The organism is Cupriavidus plantarum (assembly GCF_905397285.1).
Lineage (GTDB): Bacteria > Pseudomonadota > Gammaproteobacteria > Burkholderiales > Burkholderiaceae > Cupriavidus > Cupriavidus plantarum.
Genome location: NZ_CAJPUX010000002.1, coordinates 739,819 through 755,171 on the forward strand (window position 1 = coordinate 739,819; position 15,353 = coordinate 755,171).

The window sequence follows — 15,353 nt, forward strand, 5'->3', positions numbered from 1 at the left end:
TGTCCATGCTCACCACGAAACTCGTGCCCGCGCTGATGGCCATCAGCCTGACCGCGTGCGCCGTCACAGCGGATGCCGGCGAGAAAACGCTGACCGGCAATATCCAGATCAAGGGCAACGAACCGTTCCCGATCGTCATGATGCAGACATCGCAGGAGACGTGGGAACTCATCGGCCTCCCCATCCCCGAAGCCCGCGCGCTCGAAGGGCGTCAGGCCACGGTAACAGGCACCGTGGCGCGCGCACCCGGGCCCAACGTGTGGCTACCCTCCCTGCGCGTCAACGGCAAGGCGAAACCTGCGCAGCCGTAGCGCTACGGATTCGAGGTCAACGCCGGCCCCAACACCGCGCGCAGGCGACCGACCACCTCTGGCAGCGGTGATTTCTGATCGGGGGTGCATTCGCCGCTAGCGGAGGAGGGATGATAAAGCCCGCCGGCAAGCGCTTCGATGTCGAGACGCGAACCGACGGACGAGGGTGCGCTTACCGTACGAGCGGATCCGATGCGCCGCTGGCGTCGGTGTCGTCATCGGCCTTGCCGAGGTCGACGCCCGTCGTGGGGTCGCTATCGGGGTCCGAGGCGCCGCGGAGGGCGAAGGCTTCTACCGTGGCTTCCTGTTCCGGCGGGAGTTCCACCGAGGCCGTGCCGTCGCCGCCGTCGACGGCCGGTTCCGGTTCGGCGACGTAGGCGAAGTTGCTGTCAGCATTCCACGGTCCGCGCACGTCGTCGCCCTCCGACATGTTGTAGTAGATGCTTGCGAAGCGCGGGATGCCCGGGGCCTTGCCCGGCGGGAAGTTGGGCGTGATCGAGTACAGCGCCTTCTCGAACGACTTCTGGTGCGCGACTTCGCGGGTCATCAGAAAGCCCAGGGCTTCCTGGACACCGGGGTCGTCCGTGACGTTCATCAGGCGTTCGTAGACGATCTTGGCGCGCGCTTCCGCGGCGATGTTCGAGCGCAGGTCGGCAGTCGGCTCGCCGATCGTGTCGATGTAGGCCGCCGTCCACGGAACGCCTGCGGAGTTGATCAGCGCGGGGCCGCCGCCATACAGCAGCTGCGTCACGTGGCTGTCGTTGCCCGCGCCCTGCAGCGAGCGATACAGCTCGGCCTCCTGCTGTACGCCTTCCGCGAGATCGCCCTTCGCGCCGCGGTTCAGCATCGCGATCAGCGAGCCGATGACTTCCAGGTGGCTCAGTTCTTCGGTCGCGATATCGAACAGCATGTCCTTGCGGCCCGGATCTTCCTCGGCCAGCGCCTGCGTGAAGTATCGGCACGCTGCAGCGAGCTCGCCCTGTGGACCGCCGAACTGCTCGAGCAGCAGATTGGCGAGACCGGGATTCGGCTGTGCCACGCGGACGGTGTACTGCAGACGCTTGTTGTGAACGAACATACGAATCTCCTTTCTTCCCTGTTGGTGAGTACCAGCCCCCCATCTGCAACGAGTGTGCCGGGGCGGTGGTCCGCGTCAATTCGATATGCCGGAGTGCCAGCGCTCATGCGGGATTCGGCCGAATCGTATGCGCGATTGCCAATGGATCGCGAGAGAACAGAAGTCGTGTAATGCATGCAGCGGGCATCTAGGAATTTCATGGGAGCCGGAACGGCTGTCGCGCGCTCGTAGTGCTTCCGCTTTTGCAAGGCCTCCTACGGAAGTTGCAAAGGTTTGGCGATCATCAGGTAGAAGATGGCCAGGAAGGCGAACAGCGCCGGAAAGCCGAGCACGAACCAGCTCCAGAACAGCGGCCAGAACGACCGTGGGAATGCGTCCGTGGATACCGAAGCCAGCACATCGCGCAGCCGGATCTGGATCCACACGACGGGCAGCCAGCACGCGATGGCGAGTACGTATAGCCAGATCGACCACCGTAGCCATGCCATGCTCCAGTCGAAGCCGGCCGATCGCATCAGCATGTAACCCGTGACGGGTTGCAGGATGGCCGTCGTTGCGGTGAACAGCGTGTCGGCAACGACGACCATGCGCGCGGTAGCGGCCACGGTCCTGACATTGCGCGTGGCCACGGCGCCGACCAGATAGAAGGCGCTGCCGATCCCCGTGCCGAACAGCAGCGTGCTGGAGACGACATGGATCCATTTCAGCGTGACGTAGTCCATCGATTGCGTTCCAGTTGATCGAGCAGCAACAGAAGGGCCAGCAGCGGAATGTTCTTGGTCAGCGGGCCATATGGATGCAGCCAGAACTCTGGCAGACGGACGCTGATGATGGCGGTGTAGCCGAGTATCAGCGCGATCTGCGCGAGCCATAGCCAGCGTGGGCGGCGCGGCAACACGGTCAGCACGCCCAGCAGCAGGTCCAGCAGGGCGGCACCATACAGCGCGAACGGCCGCAGCGCCGCCGGCACGCCGGCGCGTTCGAGCAGCGCAAGGCTGTCCGCGATGGGGTACAGGCCCAGCGACACGGCCGCGGTGACGATCCACAGGAACGCCACGCTCCAGCGCAGCAGCGGCGCGACCCAGCCTATCAGCGCCGCAATGCCGAGGGCGGGTCCCCGGTCAGCGTCGATAAAGGTGTCCGCCGCGCGCGGCGCACGGCCGAGCAGGGCCTTGGTTTCCACGGCCGGGGCGGCATTGCCGCGCGCGAGCATGTCGACCGCGTCGCGGCTGATCAGCGCGCCCGGCAGACGCTCGGCGACGGCCGCGGCGCCGCGCGCCAGCGCCAGGGGCACGGGAATGACGCGCGTGTGCGACCGGAAGCCCATGGCGCGGCGGAGCGTCGCCAGATAATCGCGAAACGGCATCGGCGCGGGGCCGACCAGCGCGCATCGGCGGGTTGCCCCACGCATCGGCCGCAGCAGAGCGGATGCCACGGCGGCCGCCACGTCGTCCACATGGATGGGCTGCACCGGCGACCGGCCGCCATCGGGCAGCACCGCGACCGGCATCGCGGCAAGCGTGCGGAACAGGCCCGAACTCTGCCCGTCGTCGCCATAGACCAGCGAGGGCTGGAGCACGATGCCTTCGAGTCCGCCCGACAGCAGCGCCTGATCCGCGGCGTGCTTCGTGCGCAGGAACGGCGTGCGCGCGGCATCGTCGGCGCCGAGGGCCGACAACTGCACCACGCGCGCGATGCCTGCATGCCGGCACGCGGCGAACAGCGCGATCGGCGCCACGCGCTGGACCACGTCGAACGTCGCCTCGGGCGTTTCGCGAAAGATGCCCACGAGGTTCACCACGGCGTCCACCCCCGACAGGATCCCCGACCATGCGGGGGCTTCCTGCAAGCATGCGAGGTCCACGGCACGGTATTCGCTTGCGCCCGCGACATCGGCGACATCCGGCCGCCTCACCCCCGCAATCACATGCACGTCCCGATCTCCGAGCATTCGTACCACCCGACGGCCCAGGAACCCGCTTGCCCCCAGCACGAGCACGCGCGGAGCGGGGCCGCCGTCATCCTGCGGCGCGCGGCGATCTCCGGTGCGAGCGCGAGCCTCGTGTCGACGGGCATCCTCGCGCTTGCCGGCGTGCGCGACTGCGCCAGCGCCGTGGCGCCGATCAACGCCGTCAGCCACTGGCTCTGGGCCGACCGCGCCTTCCGCCGGCATGACCTGACGGTGGCGCACACGGTGATGGGTTACGTGATCCATCATGCGATGTCGGTAATGTGGGCCGCGGGATACGAGGGGTACCTCGCATGGCGCAACCCGCGCGAGAGCCTGCTCCACGCCATCGGCGCGGGCGTCGCCTTCGCGGCGGTCGCGGCCGTCGTCGATCTGCGGCTGACGCCCGAGCGCCTGACGCCGGGCTTCGAGCGCAAGCTGGCGCCGCGCGCGCTGCTCGCGGTGTACGTGGGGTTCGGCCTCGCGTTATCGGCGGTCAAGGTATGGAAATTTTTCATGGGCGGGCGGCAACGCGATGGATGAAGCGTCGTTGCATGCGGGATGCACTGTCCATGCCACGGGCTGGCATGCCCGTTGCGACGGAGAACATTGGACACGTTGTCCGAGACCCATACCGGAGACAGACATGGCACAGCAACAGAATCAGGGCAATCAGCAGCAGAACCAGGGCGGCCAGCAGAACCAGGGCGGCCAGCAGAGCGGTCAGCAAGGCGGGCAGCAGAATCAAGGTGGCCAGCAGAGCGGCCAGCAGAATCAGGGCGGCCAGCAAAGCGGCCAGCAGAATCAGCAGAACAGCGACCAGCGCCAGCAGGGAGGCAGCCAGCAGGAACGTCGCGAGGAACGCGAGTAACGGTTGCGCGGGGCGGGTCCACGAGGCCCACTCCGCGTATCTGCGCGGATCCGTTGTCGCGCCAAACCGCCGTCAATCGAGAGCGGCCGTGCGAACTCGCGCGCGCCGCTCTTTCTCATTTGGAGCGGATCGTGCCCTCTGGCCCACGTGTTGAAGATCTCCTGCGTTACGAGCGCATCCGCGAACTCGATGCGCATCCCACGGAACGGCGCATCGCCTACACGGTAGAAAATGCCGACGAGGCGAACGACAGTTACCAATCCGCGATCTGGATCGTCGATGCCGACGGCGGATCGCCACGGCGCATGACGGCCGGACTATCTCGCGACAATTCGCCGAAATGGTCGCCGGACGGCAAGACCATCGCGTTTCTGTCGAACAGGGCCGGCGGCATCCAGGTCTACCTGTTGCCTGCCGAAGGCGGTGAAGCAACACAGGTGGGCAATTTCCAGCAGGGTGTGGTCGATATCACATGGTCCCCGGATGGCGGGTCGCTCGCTGTCATCGCAGTGCTACCGAACGCGCCCGTGTCCCTGAGCGGGGACAACGCACCCGCGACGACGGGTCAGATCGAGATCGTATCGAGGCTGCCTTACAAGCTCGATGGCATGGGATATACGCTGGGCGAGGTGACGCACCTGTTCGTCATGGACGCCGCCACAGGCAACGCGCGTCAGCTCACGTCCGGGCCGTTCGAGGTCCGCGCGGCGGAGTGGTCGCCGGATGGGCGGCAGATCTACATTGGCCGCACACGCGAAGGGCGCCTCGCGCATCGCACCGACATCTGGTCGATCGACGTGTCTACGAAGGAGGCGCGGCAGATCACGCAAGACATCGGCATGGCCCAGACCCCTAAGTGCGCGCCACAGTGCGCGCAGGAAGGACAATATGTCGTGTTCACGGGCAGCAGGCACGAAGGCGACGCGCAGGTGCGCCTGTGGCTGTACGACGTCGCGTCGGAAGAGGTTCGCTGCGTGGGCGGCGACGCGCTCGAGGTCGTCGATGGTCAGAGCATCAGCTGGGACCGCGATGGACGCGGGGTGCTGTTGCTGGCGGCGCGCAGAGGCATACAGGAGGTGGCGCATATCGCGCTGGAGGATGGGGCGTACGACACGGTGGCGGCCGCGGATGGGCATATATCTGGCTTCAAGCGGCTTCACGATGACGCGGTGGCCGCTTTTGCGGAATCCGTATCAAAGCTCAACCAGCTCTACCTCTACGAACGTGAATCCGCGCCGCGCGCGCTGACGGCACTCAATGCATGGTGGCGGGATCGGCGCGCGCCGAGAGTCGCTTACCGCCAGTTCTCGGTCCCCGACGGCGATGGCGGCATGGAGGCCGTGGATGGATGGGTCATTCGCCCGCCGGGCGACGATCGTCCCGGTCCGCTGCTCATCGACGTACACGGCGGGCCAGCGAGCTACGTGTTGCTTTCGTACGCCTCGCATCCCTATTGGCAGTCGCTCGCGGACGCGGGATGGACCATCCTCGCCCTCAACGCAGTGGGGTCGAGCAGTTACGGGCGAGAGTTTTCGAACCGGCTGCGCGAGCGTTGGGGCGAACTCGATCTGCCGCAGCATCTTGCCGCCGCATCGACGCTCGAGGAAGAGGGTGTGTGCGACGGGCGCCGGGCCATCGCCGGGAAATCCTATGGCGGCTATGCCTCGGCGTGGGCGGTTACGCACGCGCGGTGCTTCCGCGCGGCGGTGGTCATGGCGCCGGTGGCGGATATCGAGGCGCACTATGGCAGCTCGGACAGCGGCTACTATGCCGACGAATACGAGATGGTCGGCAGGCCGTTAGAGGGCGCGGACGACGAGAATCGCGAGCCTTATAGCAGAGCTTCGCCCAGGCGCTACACCAGTCACGTGGTAACGCCGACGCTGATGCTGCACGGGAAGGACGATCAGCGCTGTCCGGTGACGCAGTCGGAGGACTTCTTTGTGCGCGTCATGACGACGTCGGAAGCGCCCGCGGAGCTGGTGCTATACCCCGGCGAATCGCATCACTTCCTCGAGACGGGCAAGCCGTCGGTGCGCGTGGATGTCGGCAAGCGGATCGTGCAGTGGCTCACGCATTGGATCGAGCGGGAATTGCCCACCCGTTCGTGATGTGACGGGACATGCCGGGTCACTGCGATCAGCGGCAATGGTCGTGGCGTTGCTGGCTCTGGCTGCTTTCCTGCTGCAGCCGTGCCCGATCCGCTTCCCGCGCGGCGCTGTCTCGCTGCACGGGCACCGCGGGCTTCTGCACGGCCTTGTCCTGCATCGCGTCCTCCGGGGTTGCTTCGGGGTCGCTGGGCTTGCTGTTCGTGGCGTCGTTCATGATGGGCTCCGTTGCGGTTGCGATAGGGCGTCTTTCCCCTGCCGCAACGAGCGTGCCTGACCGCTAGACGACCGTCAGCCGTTTCGGCGCACTTGCCACGGAGAGGGCTTCCACGGCATCCGCGATCTCGCCGGGCGCCGCGTAATGGACCATATGGCCGCCTGATGCCACCCTCAACTGGCTGCGCGGCAACTCGTCGTAGAGCCGCACCGTATGCGCGGCGGGATCGACGATGCGGTCGTCCTTACCGGTAAAGAGGGTAAGCGGCACGCGCAGCCGCGCGTACTCGCGCCGCATCTGGGTGACGGCGGGAATCATGAACGCCGTGTCTTCCGCCGCCGCGCGCAGCTGCCTGGGCCGCACGAGCAGTTCGCGGGGCACTGTGCGCAGGAAATCCGCTGGCACGGGCGCGGGGGCGAACATCCTGCGCAACGCGCGCTTGAGCCCGGAGCGCGCGAGAATCGGCAGCGCCGTGTGTTGCAGCACGTCGCCTACCCCCGGCACGGCCGCGGGCAGATTCATCGGCACATCGAGGCGCGCGGTGGGGTAGTAGTAGCCGGATAGCAGCACAAGGCCGCCAACGTCCTCCGGGACCTGCAATCCCATGGCCATCGCCACGAGCGCTCCCCACGAGTGCCCCACGACCACGGGCCGTGTCGCGCCCAGCTGCGTCAATGCCTTGCCGAGCCAGAGCGCCTGCAGGCCCGGCGTCCACATATGGTTGCGCGGGCGGCTGCTATGGCCGAATCCGGGCCGGTCGAACGCGATCACACGGTGACGCTGCGCGAGCCGGTCGAACAGGCCGCATGCGATGAAGTCTTCCAGCTGCACGCCGTTCCCATGCAACAGCACGACTGGAGATCCGGCACCGCGTTCCAGAAAATGCAGCCGCACCCCATCGACATCGATGAGGCGGCCGATCGGCGGATGCTCCCTTTCCGCTACGCGGGCGCGATGATTGACCCACAGCGCGGTGGCGGCGCCAGCCACAGCCACGGCGGTGGCGGCGAGCGTCGTGGCATTGCCGGAAGGGGATGGCGTGTGCGGGGAACGGAGCTTGGCAGTCATGAGCAGTCCTCGTGTCGGCCATGGAAATGCCACGGCACGGTTGGCTGGATCCGCTATGCATGCAAGCGGGATGCCCGGGGCGGTGTGTTACGCTGTGCGTAACGCTGTCGTCCCTTTTGGCTCATCCATGCCAGTTCAGAAGAAGCAGGTTTCTCCCTCGCCCAAATCGATGCGGCCTGGTGTCGGCGTGACCGGCGCGGCCGACGTGGCCGGCATGCAAGGCGCTAGGGAGCGGAAGCAGGACAGCAACGCGGCGCTCGCCGTACTGCTTGCACCCGCTGGGCGCCTGCCGTCCGAGGAACGCTCTCACGTCCACGCCGTCACGCGCGCGCTATCGGTGCTCACCGCGTTCACGGGTGCGGAGATCTATCTCAGTCTTGCAGAGCTTGCGCGGCGCACGGGCATGCACAAGCCCACCGTCCTGCGGCTCGCGCGGACGCTGGTGGCATCCCGGTTTCTGGTGAGGCGAGACGATGGCGCGTGGCGCCTCGGGCCCGCCGCGGGGCTGATCGGCTCGAACTACCAGGCGCAGTTCGATCTCAACTTTGCGATCGAGCCGATTTTGCGGCGCCTGTCCCAGACGACCCGCGAGAGCGCTTCGTTCTACGTGTACGAGGGCGACCTCCGTAGTTGCCTGATGCGATGCGATGGGCCCGCGGCCGTCCTCGATCATGTGCGTTCCGGCGAAGTGCTGACGTTGCATCGCGGCGCGCCGGGGCGCGTCATCCTCGCGGCGCTCGGCGAGCCGGGCGCGCTTTACGAAAAGATCCGCCGCAACGGTTATCACTTCACGCGAGGAGAGCGAGCGTCCGGCGTTTCGAGCGTGGCGGCGGCGGTCCGGGGGGAACACGGCGCCGTGCTGGGGGCCATCAGTACCTCGGGGCCGATCGAGCGGCTGACGGAAGAACGGCTCAAGGCGCTGGCGCCCGCGACGATCGCCGCCGCCCGGGAACTCGGGGTCAGCCTGGGGGCCATGCCGGCCACGGCCCTGCGGGCGACCTGGCATCCAAACTGAGCCGTCCCGACCGGGCACGTGTTACGCACGGCGGAGCGGGGGTGTTAAGCACAGCGAAGGTGTTACGCACAGCGTAAGGGAAGGTGTTACGCACAGCGTAAGGGAAGGTGTTACGCACAGCGTAAGGGAAGGTGTTACGCACAGCGTAAGGGAAGGTGTTACGCACAGCGTAACGCCTTGCGCAGAATCCGCGCGATTCGTAAAGTCGCCGCAACGCCAGAGGCTACGGCAATCTTTGCCGGCCAGAAGCCATGCGAGACACGATGACCACAATGCCCCAGGCACCGGCCCGCCAGCAAGTCGGGCCTGCCCCCAATGCCCGCAAGCACCTCCCGCGCCGACTGCGCCACGTGTTATCCCTCGATGATTTCGAAGCCGCGGCGCAGCGCCATCTGCCGCGCCCCATCTTCGGTTACATCCGGGGCGGCGTCGAAGACAATGTCTCCGTCTCCGAGAATCGCGCGGCGTTCTCCCGATGGATGCTCCGCACGAACGTCCTCGTCAACGTCTCCATGAGGACGCAGGCGACGACGCTGATGGGACAGTCCTATCAGGCGCCGTTCGGTATCGCGCCGATGGGGATCTGCGCGCTGTCGGCCTTTGACGGCGACGTGGTCATGGCGCGCGCGGCGGAAGCAGCGGGCATTCCGTACGTGCTCAGCGGGGCATCGCTGACGCGCATGGAAGACGTGGCGGCGGCCGCGCCCACGTGCGGCTGGTTTCAGGCGTACATTCCGGGCGAGCCCGCGCATATCGAGGCGCTGGTCGCGCGCGTGACGGCGGCAGGCTTCAAGACGCTGGTGCTGACGGTGGACACCGCCACGCTGGCCAATCGCGAGAACAACGTGCGCGTCGGCTTCTCGACGCCGCTGCGGCCGAGCCTCCGCCTCGCATGGGACGGCATCGTGCGGCCGCACTGGCTGCTGGGCACGCTCGCGCGCACGCTGCTGACCAAGGGAATGCCGCATTTCGAGAACGCGGGCGCCACGCGCGGCGTGCCGATCATCTCGGGCAGCGTGGTCCGCCAGTTCGGATTGCGCGACCATTTGTCGTGGGATCACCTCGCGCTCATGCGCCGGCTCTGGAAGGGACGCCTCGTCGTGAAGGGCATCACGGCCGCGGACGACGTCAGGCGCGCGGAACAGCACGGCGCCGACGGCGTCATCCTGTCGAATCACGGCGGACGCCAGCTGGATGGCACCATCGCGCCGCTTGCCGCGCTACCCGATGCGGTCGCGGCCAAGGGTGCCATGGCATTGATGCTCGACAGCGGCGTGCGCCGTGGCACCGACGTCATCAAGGCGCTCAGCCTGGGCGCCGATCATGTCTTTGTCGGACGGCCGATGGTCTACGCCGCGGCGATCCAGGGCGAGGCTGGCGTTGCGCATGCCATCCAGTTGCTCAAGGACGAGGTGCACCGCGACATGGCGCTGCTCGGCGTCAATCGTCTGGACGAGCTGGGGCCGGACCGGCTCGTGCTCAGGTAGTCCGACGGCATTCATCGCCACCACACAACTGCCATGGAACACACACAAGCGACCGCCCCGCATTCATTGGGCACGAACCGGCCATCGAGGTCACTTCCGCCCGATGCATGCGATGCGCACATGCATATTTTCGACCCGCGTTTCGCGCCGTCCCCGCACTGGACCCGCACGCCGCCCGTCGCGCCCGTCTCGGCATATCGGCAATTGCAGGCGCGTATCGGCACGTCGCGCACCGTTGTCGTCACGCCATCGACCTATGGCACGGACAATGCCTGCACGATCGATGCGCTGCGACAGTTGGGCGAGCAGGCGCGTGGCGTCGCGGTGGTCAATGCCGACGAGCTGGGGACAGGCTGGACGAGGAACTCGACGCGCTCGCGCGTGAGCGCGTATGCGGGTTACGGGTCAACTTCGTAACGCCGCAGAGCTGGGGGCGCACGACGCCCGAGATGCTGAACACGCTGGCCGCCAGGGTGCAACGCCTGGGATGGCATATCCAGGTCTTTGCCCATGCGGCGCAGATCGTCGAACTGGCGCCGCATCTGGCGCGCCTGCCGGTGCCGCTCGTGATCGATCATCTCGGCAAGATCGACCCCTCCGTGGGCACGGCCTCCGATGCGTACGACGTGATCCGGCGGCTGCTCGATGGCGGCAACACCTGGATGAAGCTGTCGGGCGCGTATATGTGCTCGGCTTCGGGTGCGCCGGGGTATCGGGACACGGTGCCGGTGGGCCGCGCGCTGGCCGCGGCCGCGCCGGAGCGCATGGTGTGGGGCAGCGACTGGCCGCATACCGCCGGCGCCGGCGATGGCGTCAACGACGCCGACCTCGTGGACCTGCTACGCGAGTGGTGCGGCTCGGATGCGGTCATGGACCGCGTCCTCACGCAGAATGCCGCGGCGTTGTACGGGTTTTGACGCCGCGGCTCGCAAGTTCCCCTACTCGGCGGTGAGCACCCCGGACTTGATCAGCCCCGCGTAGGTCGACTCCTGTCGCGCCAGCAGCTTCTCGAACTCGGCGGGTGTCATGTGCGTCGGGACGCCGCCGATCTCTTCGACGCGCTTGCGCGTCGCGGCATCGGTCAGCACGGCGTCGTTGGTCTGCACGAGCTTGTCGACGATGGCCTGCGGCAGCCCGCGAGGCGCCATGACGGCGGTGAACGGGGCGATATCCACTTCGGGCTGTTTCACCTCGGCCATGGTCGGCACATCGGCGAGCAGCGGGACGCGTTGCGGGAAGACGACCGCCAGCGCGCGTAGCTTTCCGCCCTTGATCAGCTGCAGTGCCGACGGCAGGTCGGTGGCGACGGCGTCGAGCTGCTGGCCGAGAAGATCCTGCACCGCGGGTCCCGCACCCTTGTATCCGGCGACGACGAATTTTGTGCCCAGCGCCTTCTGCAGCTGCAGGATATTCACGTGGCCCGCCGTGCCGTTGCCCGGATGACCGATGCGCACGCCACCGTTCTGTGCCTTGGCGTTCTTCACGAAATCCTGATAGGTCTTGACCGGCGATGACGCGTTGACCACGAGCACGCCCGGCACGAGGGAGAGCAGGGCGATCGGCCGCATGTCCTTGAGGCTATAGTTCGCCGCCTTGCCGGCAAGCTGCCAGCTCGCGACGATCGGACCGGTCGTGCCCACGAGCAGCGTGTACCCATCCGGATCCGACCGCACCATGGCAGAGGCACCGATCATGCCGCCCGCGCCGCCGCGATTGTCGACCACGAATGGCTGCCCCAGACGCTGGCCATAGGCTTCCGCGAAAATGCGCGCGGTGCTGTCCGCATTGCCGCCCGGCACGAAGGGCACGATGACCTTGACCGGTCGGGTCGGATACGCGCCCGTCTGCGACCATGCGATCGTGGGGGCGATGGCTGTCGCGAGGACCGCTGCGATGGCGGTGCGGCGGGTGATGGCGGTACGCATTGTGTCAGTCTCCTTTGATGATGGTAGTGTGGGTGCGAGCTCAGTCCGCCGGGTTTAGTCCGCGGGGTTTAGTCGGCGGGGTTTAGTCGGCCTTGATCGCGCCTTTGCGGATCACCTCCGCCCACTTGGCGTCTTCCTTCGCGAGGTAGTCCGCAAACTCCGCTGGCGTGGACCCCACGGGGCGCGCACCCACGTCGTTGAAGCGGCGCTGGACCTCGGGGTCCCGCAGCGCATCGACGACCGCCTGATGCAGCTTGTCCGCGATGGCCGCGGGGGTGCCGCCTGGCACGAACATGCCGTTCCACTCGTAGACTTCGAAACCCGGTATCACTGTCTCTGCCACCGTGGGGACATCGGGCATGCGGGGCGAACGCTGCGGCGACGTGATGGCAAGCGCGCGGAGCTTGCCGCTGGTCACGAGAGGCTGGGAAGCGGCCACCGTGCTGAACATGAAGTCCACCTGCCCTGCCATGACGTCGGTGATCGCCGGGCCGCCGCTCTTGTACGGCACGTGCACCATGTCCAGCCCCAGCCGCTGCCGGAACAGTTCCGACGCCAGCCGCTGCACGGTGCCGCTGCCGCCCGACGCGAAATTGACGGTGCCCGGCTTTGCCTTGGCCTTTGCGATGAGGCCCTGCACGTCCTTGATGGAAGCGTCCGCGCGGACGATGAGGATGTTGGGGGCGAGCGACACCAGTGCCAGCGGTTGCAGCGAACCGGCCGCGTAGGGCATGCGGGCGAAGAGGTGCGGGTTGATCGAGTAGGGGGTGGCGTCGTACAGCACGGTGTAGCCGTCCGGCCCCGCCTTGGCAACGTATCCCGCGCCGATGGTGCCGCTGGCGCCCGCGCGGTTGTCGACGATGACGCTGGTACCGAGCTTCGCCCCCATGCGGTTGGCGACCACACGCGCCAGCGCGTCGGCCGCGCCGCCGGGCGCGTAAGGCACGACAAGTGTGATGGGCCGCTCGGGCCATGCCGCATGTGCGGCGCAGGTCCATGCCAATGCGCAGGCGGCCATGGCCGTGCGGAAAAGGGCGTCGAGTGGCTTGGCCAAGTTGTCTCCTGTGTTGTATCGCTTGTATCGATGCTTGTTTAGGTGGCATTGAAACCCCGGATCGCAGTGACCCGCAACGCGTTACGCAGGGCGTAACGCTGTCAGCAGGCTCGTTAGGGTGCGTAATGGGGGGGGGTTACGCCATGCGTAACGGGGTGGGTTACGCCATGCGCGAACGGGGTGGGTTACGCCATGCGTAACGGGTTGGCAAGTGCCGGAAGGTCGCGGATCATCGGCGGCGGTGCCATCTGGCAAACGGAGCATGGACGTGACGCAGCAGTTTTTTCTATCGATCGGCAGCATGCTGTGCCGCCATGACCTGTCGGCCGATGGTGGGCTGCGAGAGACCGGTACCCTCGGCATGCCGTGCAACATTCAATACGCCTGCGCGGATGCGCGCCGCGGCCTGCTGTACGTGCTATGCAGCAACGGCGGGGTGGGAAGCCGTGGCGATACGCACTGGTTGTTGACGGTCGCGGTGCGGGAGACTGCCCTGCGTGTCGTGGGCGAACCCGTCGCACTGCCGTATCGGCCCATTCACGCGTCGATCGATCCAGCAGGAGGCCGGTTGCTCGTCGCGTACAACCTGCCGGCGGCGGTGTCTGTGCACGCGCTCGACGGCGAGTCCGCCTGCGCGCAGGCAGCGACATGCATGGCGGTCGGGGAGGGCGAGGGAGGGGAAGAGGAAGGGAAGAACCTTCCCGGCTGGTTCCCGCACCAGATACTGCCGATGCCCGGCACCGACGCCATGCTGCTGACGTGCCGAGGCGATGACGCCACCGCGGGCCATGCGGAAAACCCGGGGTCGTTGCGCGTACTGCGCGTCCGTCGCGTCGAGGGCGCACAGCCGCAACGGTTGACGCTCGTGCAGGTCGTCGCGCCGCGGGGCGGTTTCGGCTTCGGGCCGCGCAACTGCGCCTTCCATCCGACGGCGCCGTGGCTCTATGCGGTGCTGGAGCGGCAAAACCGGCTGGCATGGTTCCGGATGCGGCCCGAAGGCATCGCGCCCGAGCCTTCGGGTGCGGTCGCTTTGCTGGAGCGCCCGGATGCGATCGTGCGGCCGCAACTGGGCGGCGCGCTGGCATTGCATCCCAGCGGACGATTTGCGTATGCCGTGAATCGCTCGCATGCCGTGGTGCGGGACGGCGACGCGCTCGTCTGGGCGGGCGGCGAGAACAGCATCGCCGTCTTCGCGCTGGACGCCGATACGGGCGAACCGAGCCTTCTGCAGCATGCGCGGATCGATGGATTGCACGCGCGCTGCATCGACTTTGCGCACGGCGGCACACTGCTGGTCGCGGCGATACGCCAGTCCAGCATGCGGCGGGTGGAAGGGATTCGTGGGATTGCGGCGGCCCGCATCGAGCGCTGTCCCGCGGGATTGAGCATGTTCCGCGTGGGGCCGGATGGCCGGCTATCGCTAGTGCGTCATCATCCCATCGATGTCGGAGACAACCAGATCTTTTGGGCGGGCACTATGCCGGATACCACGTCGACCTGATGGACGCCGCCGGCATGCCGCTCAGCGAATAGCTGAGCTTCGCCGCGGCGCGCAGGACGTGGGGAGCCAGCTTCTGCAGCTTTGTGGCCGTCAATCGCAGCGCGGGACCCGAAATGCTGACGGACCCCAGGACCGTCCCTTGGGGGGCGATGTTGGCACCCATCGTGGCCCCCATCACGGCCGCCGAGACGCTTGCGGCGTCCGGGCTGCGCTCGCCGCGCGTCACGCAGAAGCCGCGTTCGCGAATGCTTTCATACGTCGCGCCGGGGCGCCCCAGCGCGGCAAGGATGACCTTGCCAGCCGAGCCTTTATCGAGCGGCAGCAACTCGCCCAATCGCACATGGCGCCGCAGGCCCTGCGGTCCTTCGCATCGCATCAGGCAGGAGCGGATGTCCTCTTCATAGATGAAAAACGACGCGCTTTCGCCCGAGGCCGTTGCAAGCTCCTGCAGTACGGGCTCGATGACGGCGTGCGCGTCGAATTGCGCCTGATAACGGGACCCGATCAATGCCGCGGCGGGGCCCAGGCGCCACGCACCGTCCTCGCGCTGCACGAGGAACCTCGAAGCGGCCAGGGTTCGCGCGAGCCGCAGGGTCGTGGGCTTGGGCATCCCCGAGCGCCTGGCGAGCACATGCAGCGGGACATAGACCTCGTCGCCCCAGAAGCACGTCAGCAGCGAGAGCGCGCGCGAGACCGCCTGGACGAGCCCGGGCGCCGACGACTCGGAATTCGGGCTGCCGCGTTCCATGTCTCTCCCCGTCGCAACGGCC

At 67.2% G+C, this 15,353-nt stretch carries 16 protein-coding genes and 1 pseudogene; 9 read left to right on the forward strand and 8 right to left on the reverse strand.

The window, feature by feature from the left end:
- The first annotated feature begins 5 nt into the window (after positions 1-5).
- Positions 6-311, forward strand: a complete 306-nt coding sequence (locus KHP16_RS12055; RefSeq protein WP_244214567.1) for a hypothetical protein — start codon at positions 6-8, stop codon at positions 309-311.
- Between the two features lie 172 nt (positions 312-483).
- Here KHP16_RS12055 and KHP16_RS12060 read toward each other — a convergent pair whose 3' ends face one another.
- From KHP16_RS12060 to KHP16_RS12070, 3 genes are all read right to left on the reverse strand, one after another.
- On the reverse strand, positions 484-1,389 hold the full coding sequence (locus tag KHP16_RS12060; protein ID WP_211960253.1) for a manganese catalase family protein: 906 nt from the start codon (positions 1,387-1,389) through the stop codon (positions 484-486).
- Positions 1,390-1,643: 254 nt separating this feature from the next.
- Positions 1,644-2,111: a DUF2269 family protein gene (locus KHP16_RS12065; RefSeq protein ID WP_211960254.1), complete on the reverse strand. Its 468-nt coding sequence runs from the start codon at positions 2,109-2,111 to the stop codon at positions 1,644-1,646.
- Positions 2,093-3,340 carry an SDR family oxidoreductase gene (locus KHP16_RS12070; protein WP_244835766.1) on the reverse strand — a complete coding sequence of 416 codons (1,248 nt, stop codon included), beginning with the start codon at positions 3,338-3,340 and terminating at the stop codon, positions 2,093-2,095. Before KHP16_RS12070 ends, KHP16_RS12065 begins: the two co-directional genes overlap by 19 nt.
- On the opposite strand from KHP16_RS12070, the gene KHP16_RS28360 reads away from it, so the two are divergent.
- From KHP16_RS28360 to KHP16_RS12085, 3 genes are all read left to right on the forward strand, one after another.
- Positions 3,317-3,880, forward strand: coding sequence for a hypothetical protein (locus KHP16_RS28360; protein ID WP_244835767.1), 564 nt, complete (start codon positions 3,317-3,319; stop codon positions 3,878-3,880). The two genes, KHP16_RS12070 and KHP16_RS28360, sit on opposite strands and share 24 nt — an antisense overlap.
- Positions 3,881-3,983: 103 nt before the next feature.
- Positions 3,984-4,208 carry a hypothetical protein gene (locus tag KHP16_RS12080; RefSeq protein ID WP_211960255.1) on the forward strand — a complete coding sequence of 75 codons (225 nt, stop codon included), beginning with the start codon at positions 3,984-3,986 and terminating at the stop codon, positions 4,206-4,208.
- 131 nt (positions 4,209-4,339) lie between these two features.
- The gene (locus KHP16_RS12085) at positions 4,340-6,319 is read left to right on the forward strand and encodes a S9 family peptidase (protein WP_211960256.1); all 1,980 of its coding nucleotides are present in this window, start codon (positions 4,340-4,342) and stop codon (positions 6,317-6,319) included.
- Positions 6,320-6,347: 28 nt separating this feature from the next.
- Here KHP16_RS12085 and KHP16_RS12090 read toward each other — a convergent pair whose 3' ends face one another.
- The gene (locus tag KHP16_RS12090) at positions 6,348-6,533 is read right to left on the reverse strand and encodes a hypothetical protein (RefSeq protein ID WP_179593778.1); all 186 of its coding nucleotides are present in this window, start codon (positions 6,531-6,533) and stop codon (positions 6,348-6,350) included.
- Positions 6,534-6,596: 63 nt separating this feature from the next.
- Positions 6,597-7,601 carry an alpha/beta fold hydrolase gene (locus KHP16_RS12095; RefSeq protein ID WP_211960257.1) on the reverse strand — a complete coding sequence of 335 codons (1,005 nt, stop codon included), beginning with the start codon at positions 7,599-7,601 and terminating at the stop codon, positions 6,597-6,599.
- A 127-nt stretch (positions 7,602-7,728) separates the two neighbouring features.
- Between KHP16_RS12095 and KHP16_RS12100 the strand changes: the two genes are divergently transcribed.
- From KHP16_RS12100 to KHP16_RS12110, 4 genes and pseudogenes are all read left to right on the forward strand, one after another.
- The gene (locus KHP16_RS12100; protein ID WP_244835768.1) at positions 7,729-8,616 is read left to right on the forward strand and encodes an IclR family transcriptional regulator; all 888 of its coding nucleotides are present in this window, start codon (positions 7,729-7,731) and stop codon (positions 8,614-8,616) included.
- Between the two features lie 263 nt (positions 8,617-8,879).
- Positions 8,880-10,103, forward strand: a complete 1,224-nt coding sequence (locus KHP16_RS12105) for an alpha-hydroxy acid oxidase (RefSeq protein ID WP_183084757.1) — start codon at positions 8,880-8,882, stop codon at positions 10,101-10,103.
- Positions 10,104-10,136: 33 nt separating this feature from the next.
- A pseudogene (locus tag KHP16_RS28620) lies at positions 10,137-10,280 on the forward strand (amidohydrolase family protein); the annotation flags it as partial.
- Positions 10,211-11,020, forward strand: coding sequence for an amidohydrolase family protein (locus tag KHP16_RS12110; protein ID WP_211960258.1), 810 nt, complete (start codon positions 10,211-10,213; stop codon positions 11,018-11,020). The pseudogene KHP16_RS28620 and the gene KHP16_RS12110, both read left to right, overlap by 70 nt.
- A gap of 21 nt (positions 11,021-11,041) precedes the next feature.
- Here the strand turns inward: KHP16_RS12110 and KHP16_RS12115 are convergent, their stop codons facing one another.
- Both KHP16_RS12115 and KHP16_RS12120 read right to left on the reverse strand, forming a co-directional pair.
- On the reverse strand, positions 11,042-12,028 hold the full coding sequence (locus KHP16_RS12115) for a Bug family tripartite tricarboxylate transporter substrate binding protein (protein WP_211960259.1): 987 nt from the start codon (positions 12,026-12,028) through the stop codon (positions 11,042-11,044).
- Positions 12,029-12,110: 82 nt separating this feature from the next.
- The gene (locus tag KHP16_RS12120; RefSeq protein WP_211960560.1) at positions 12,111-13,046 is read right to left on the reverse strand and encodes a Bug family tripartite tricarboxylate transporter substrate binding protein; all 936 of its coding nucleotides are present in this window, start codon (positions 13,044-13,046) and stop codon (positions 12,111-12,113) included.
- Positions 13,047-13,350: 304 nt separating this feature from the next.
- On the opposite strand from KHP16_RS12120, the gene KHP16_RS12125 reads away from it, so the two are divergent.
- Positions 13,351-14,583 (forward strand): lactonase family protein, encoded by a 1,233-nt coding sequence (locus KHP16_RS12125; RefSeq protein ID WP_211960260.1) that lies wholly within the window; start codon positions 13,351-13,353, stop codon positions 14,581-14,583.
- Here KHP16_RS12125 and KHP16_RS12130 read toward each other — a convergent pair.
- Positions 14,558-15,331: an IclR family transcriptional regulator gene (locus tag KHP16_RS12130; RefSeq protein ID WP_211960261.1), complete on the reverse strand. Its 774-nt coding sequence runs from the start codon at positions 15,329-15,331 to the stop codon at positions 14,558-14,560. The two genes, KHP16_RS12125 and KHP16_RS12130, sit on opposite strands and share 26 nt — an antisense overlap.
- Between the last annotated feature and the right edge of the window lie 22 nt (positions 15,332-15,353).

Excerpts from the sequence above, each read along its gene's own strand:
- KHP16_RS12055 (WP_244214567.1), top strand. The coding sequence starts at position 6 with ATGCTCACCACGAAACTCGTGCCCGCGCTGATGGCCATCAGCCTGACC.
- KHP16_RS12060 (WP_211960253.1), bottom strand. The coding sequence starts at position 1,389 with ATGTTCGTTCACAACAAGCGTCTGCAGTACACCGTCCGCGTGGCACAG.
- KHP16_RS12065 (WP_211960254.1), bottom strand. The coding sequence starts at position 2,111 with ATGGACTACGTCACGCTGAAATGGATCCATGTCGTCTCCAGCACGCTG.
- KHP16_RS28360 (WP_244835767.1), top strand. The coding sequence starts at position 3,317 with ATGCACGTCCCGATCTCCGAGCATTCGTACCACCCGACGGCCCAGGAA.
- KHP16_RS12070 (WP_244835766.1), bottom strand. The coding sequence starts at position 3,340 with ATGCTCGGAGATCGGGACGTGCATGTGATTGCGGGGGTGAGGCGGCCG.
- KHP16_RS12080 (WP_211960255.1), top strand. The coding sequence starts at position 3,984 with ATGGCACAGCAACAGAATCAGGGCAATCAGCAGCAGAACCAGGGCGGC.
- KHP16_RS12090 (WP_179593778.1), bottom strand. The coding sequence starts at position 6,533 with ATGAACGACGCCACGAACAGCAAGCCCAGCGACCCCGAAGCAACCCCG.
- KHP16_RS12095 (WP_211960257.1), bottom strand. The coding sequence starts at position 7,601 with ATGACTGCCAAGCTCCGTTCCCCGCACACGCCATCCCCTTCCGGCAAT.
- KHP16_RS12100 (WP_244835768.1), top strand. The coding sequence starts at position 7,729 with ATGCCAGTTCAGAAGAAGCAGGTTTCTCCCTCGCCCAAATCGATGCGG.
- KHP16_RS12105 (WP_183084757.1), top strand. The coding sequence starts at position 8,880 with ATGACCACAATGCCCCAGGCACCGGCCCGCCAGCAAGTCGGGCCTGCC.
- KHP16_RS12110 (WP_211960258.1), top strand. The coding sequence starts at position 10,211 with ATGCGATGCGCACATGCATATTTTCGACCCGCGTTTCGCGCCGTCCCC.
- KHP16_RS12115 (WP_211960259.1), bottom strand. The coding sequence starts at position 12,028 with ATGCGTACCGCCATCACCCGCCGCACCGCCATCGCAGCGGTCCTCGCG.
- KHP16_RS12120 (WP_211960560.1), bottom strand. The coding sequence starts at position 13,046 with ATGGCCGCCTGCGCATTGGCATGGACCTGCGCCGCACATGCGGCATGG.
- KHP16_RS12130 (WP_211960261.1), bottom strand. The coding sequence starts at position 15,331 with ATGGAACGCGGCAGCCCGAATTCCGAGTCGTCGGCGCCCGGGCTCGTC.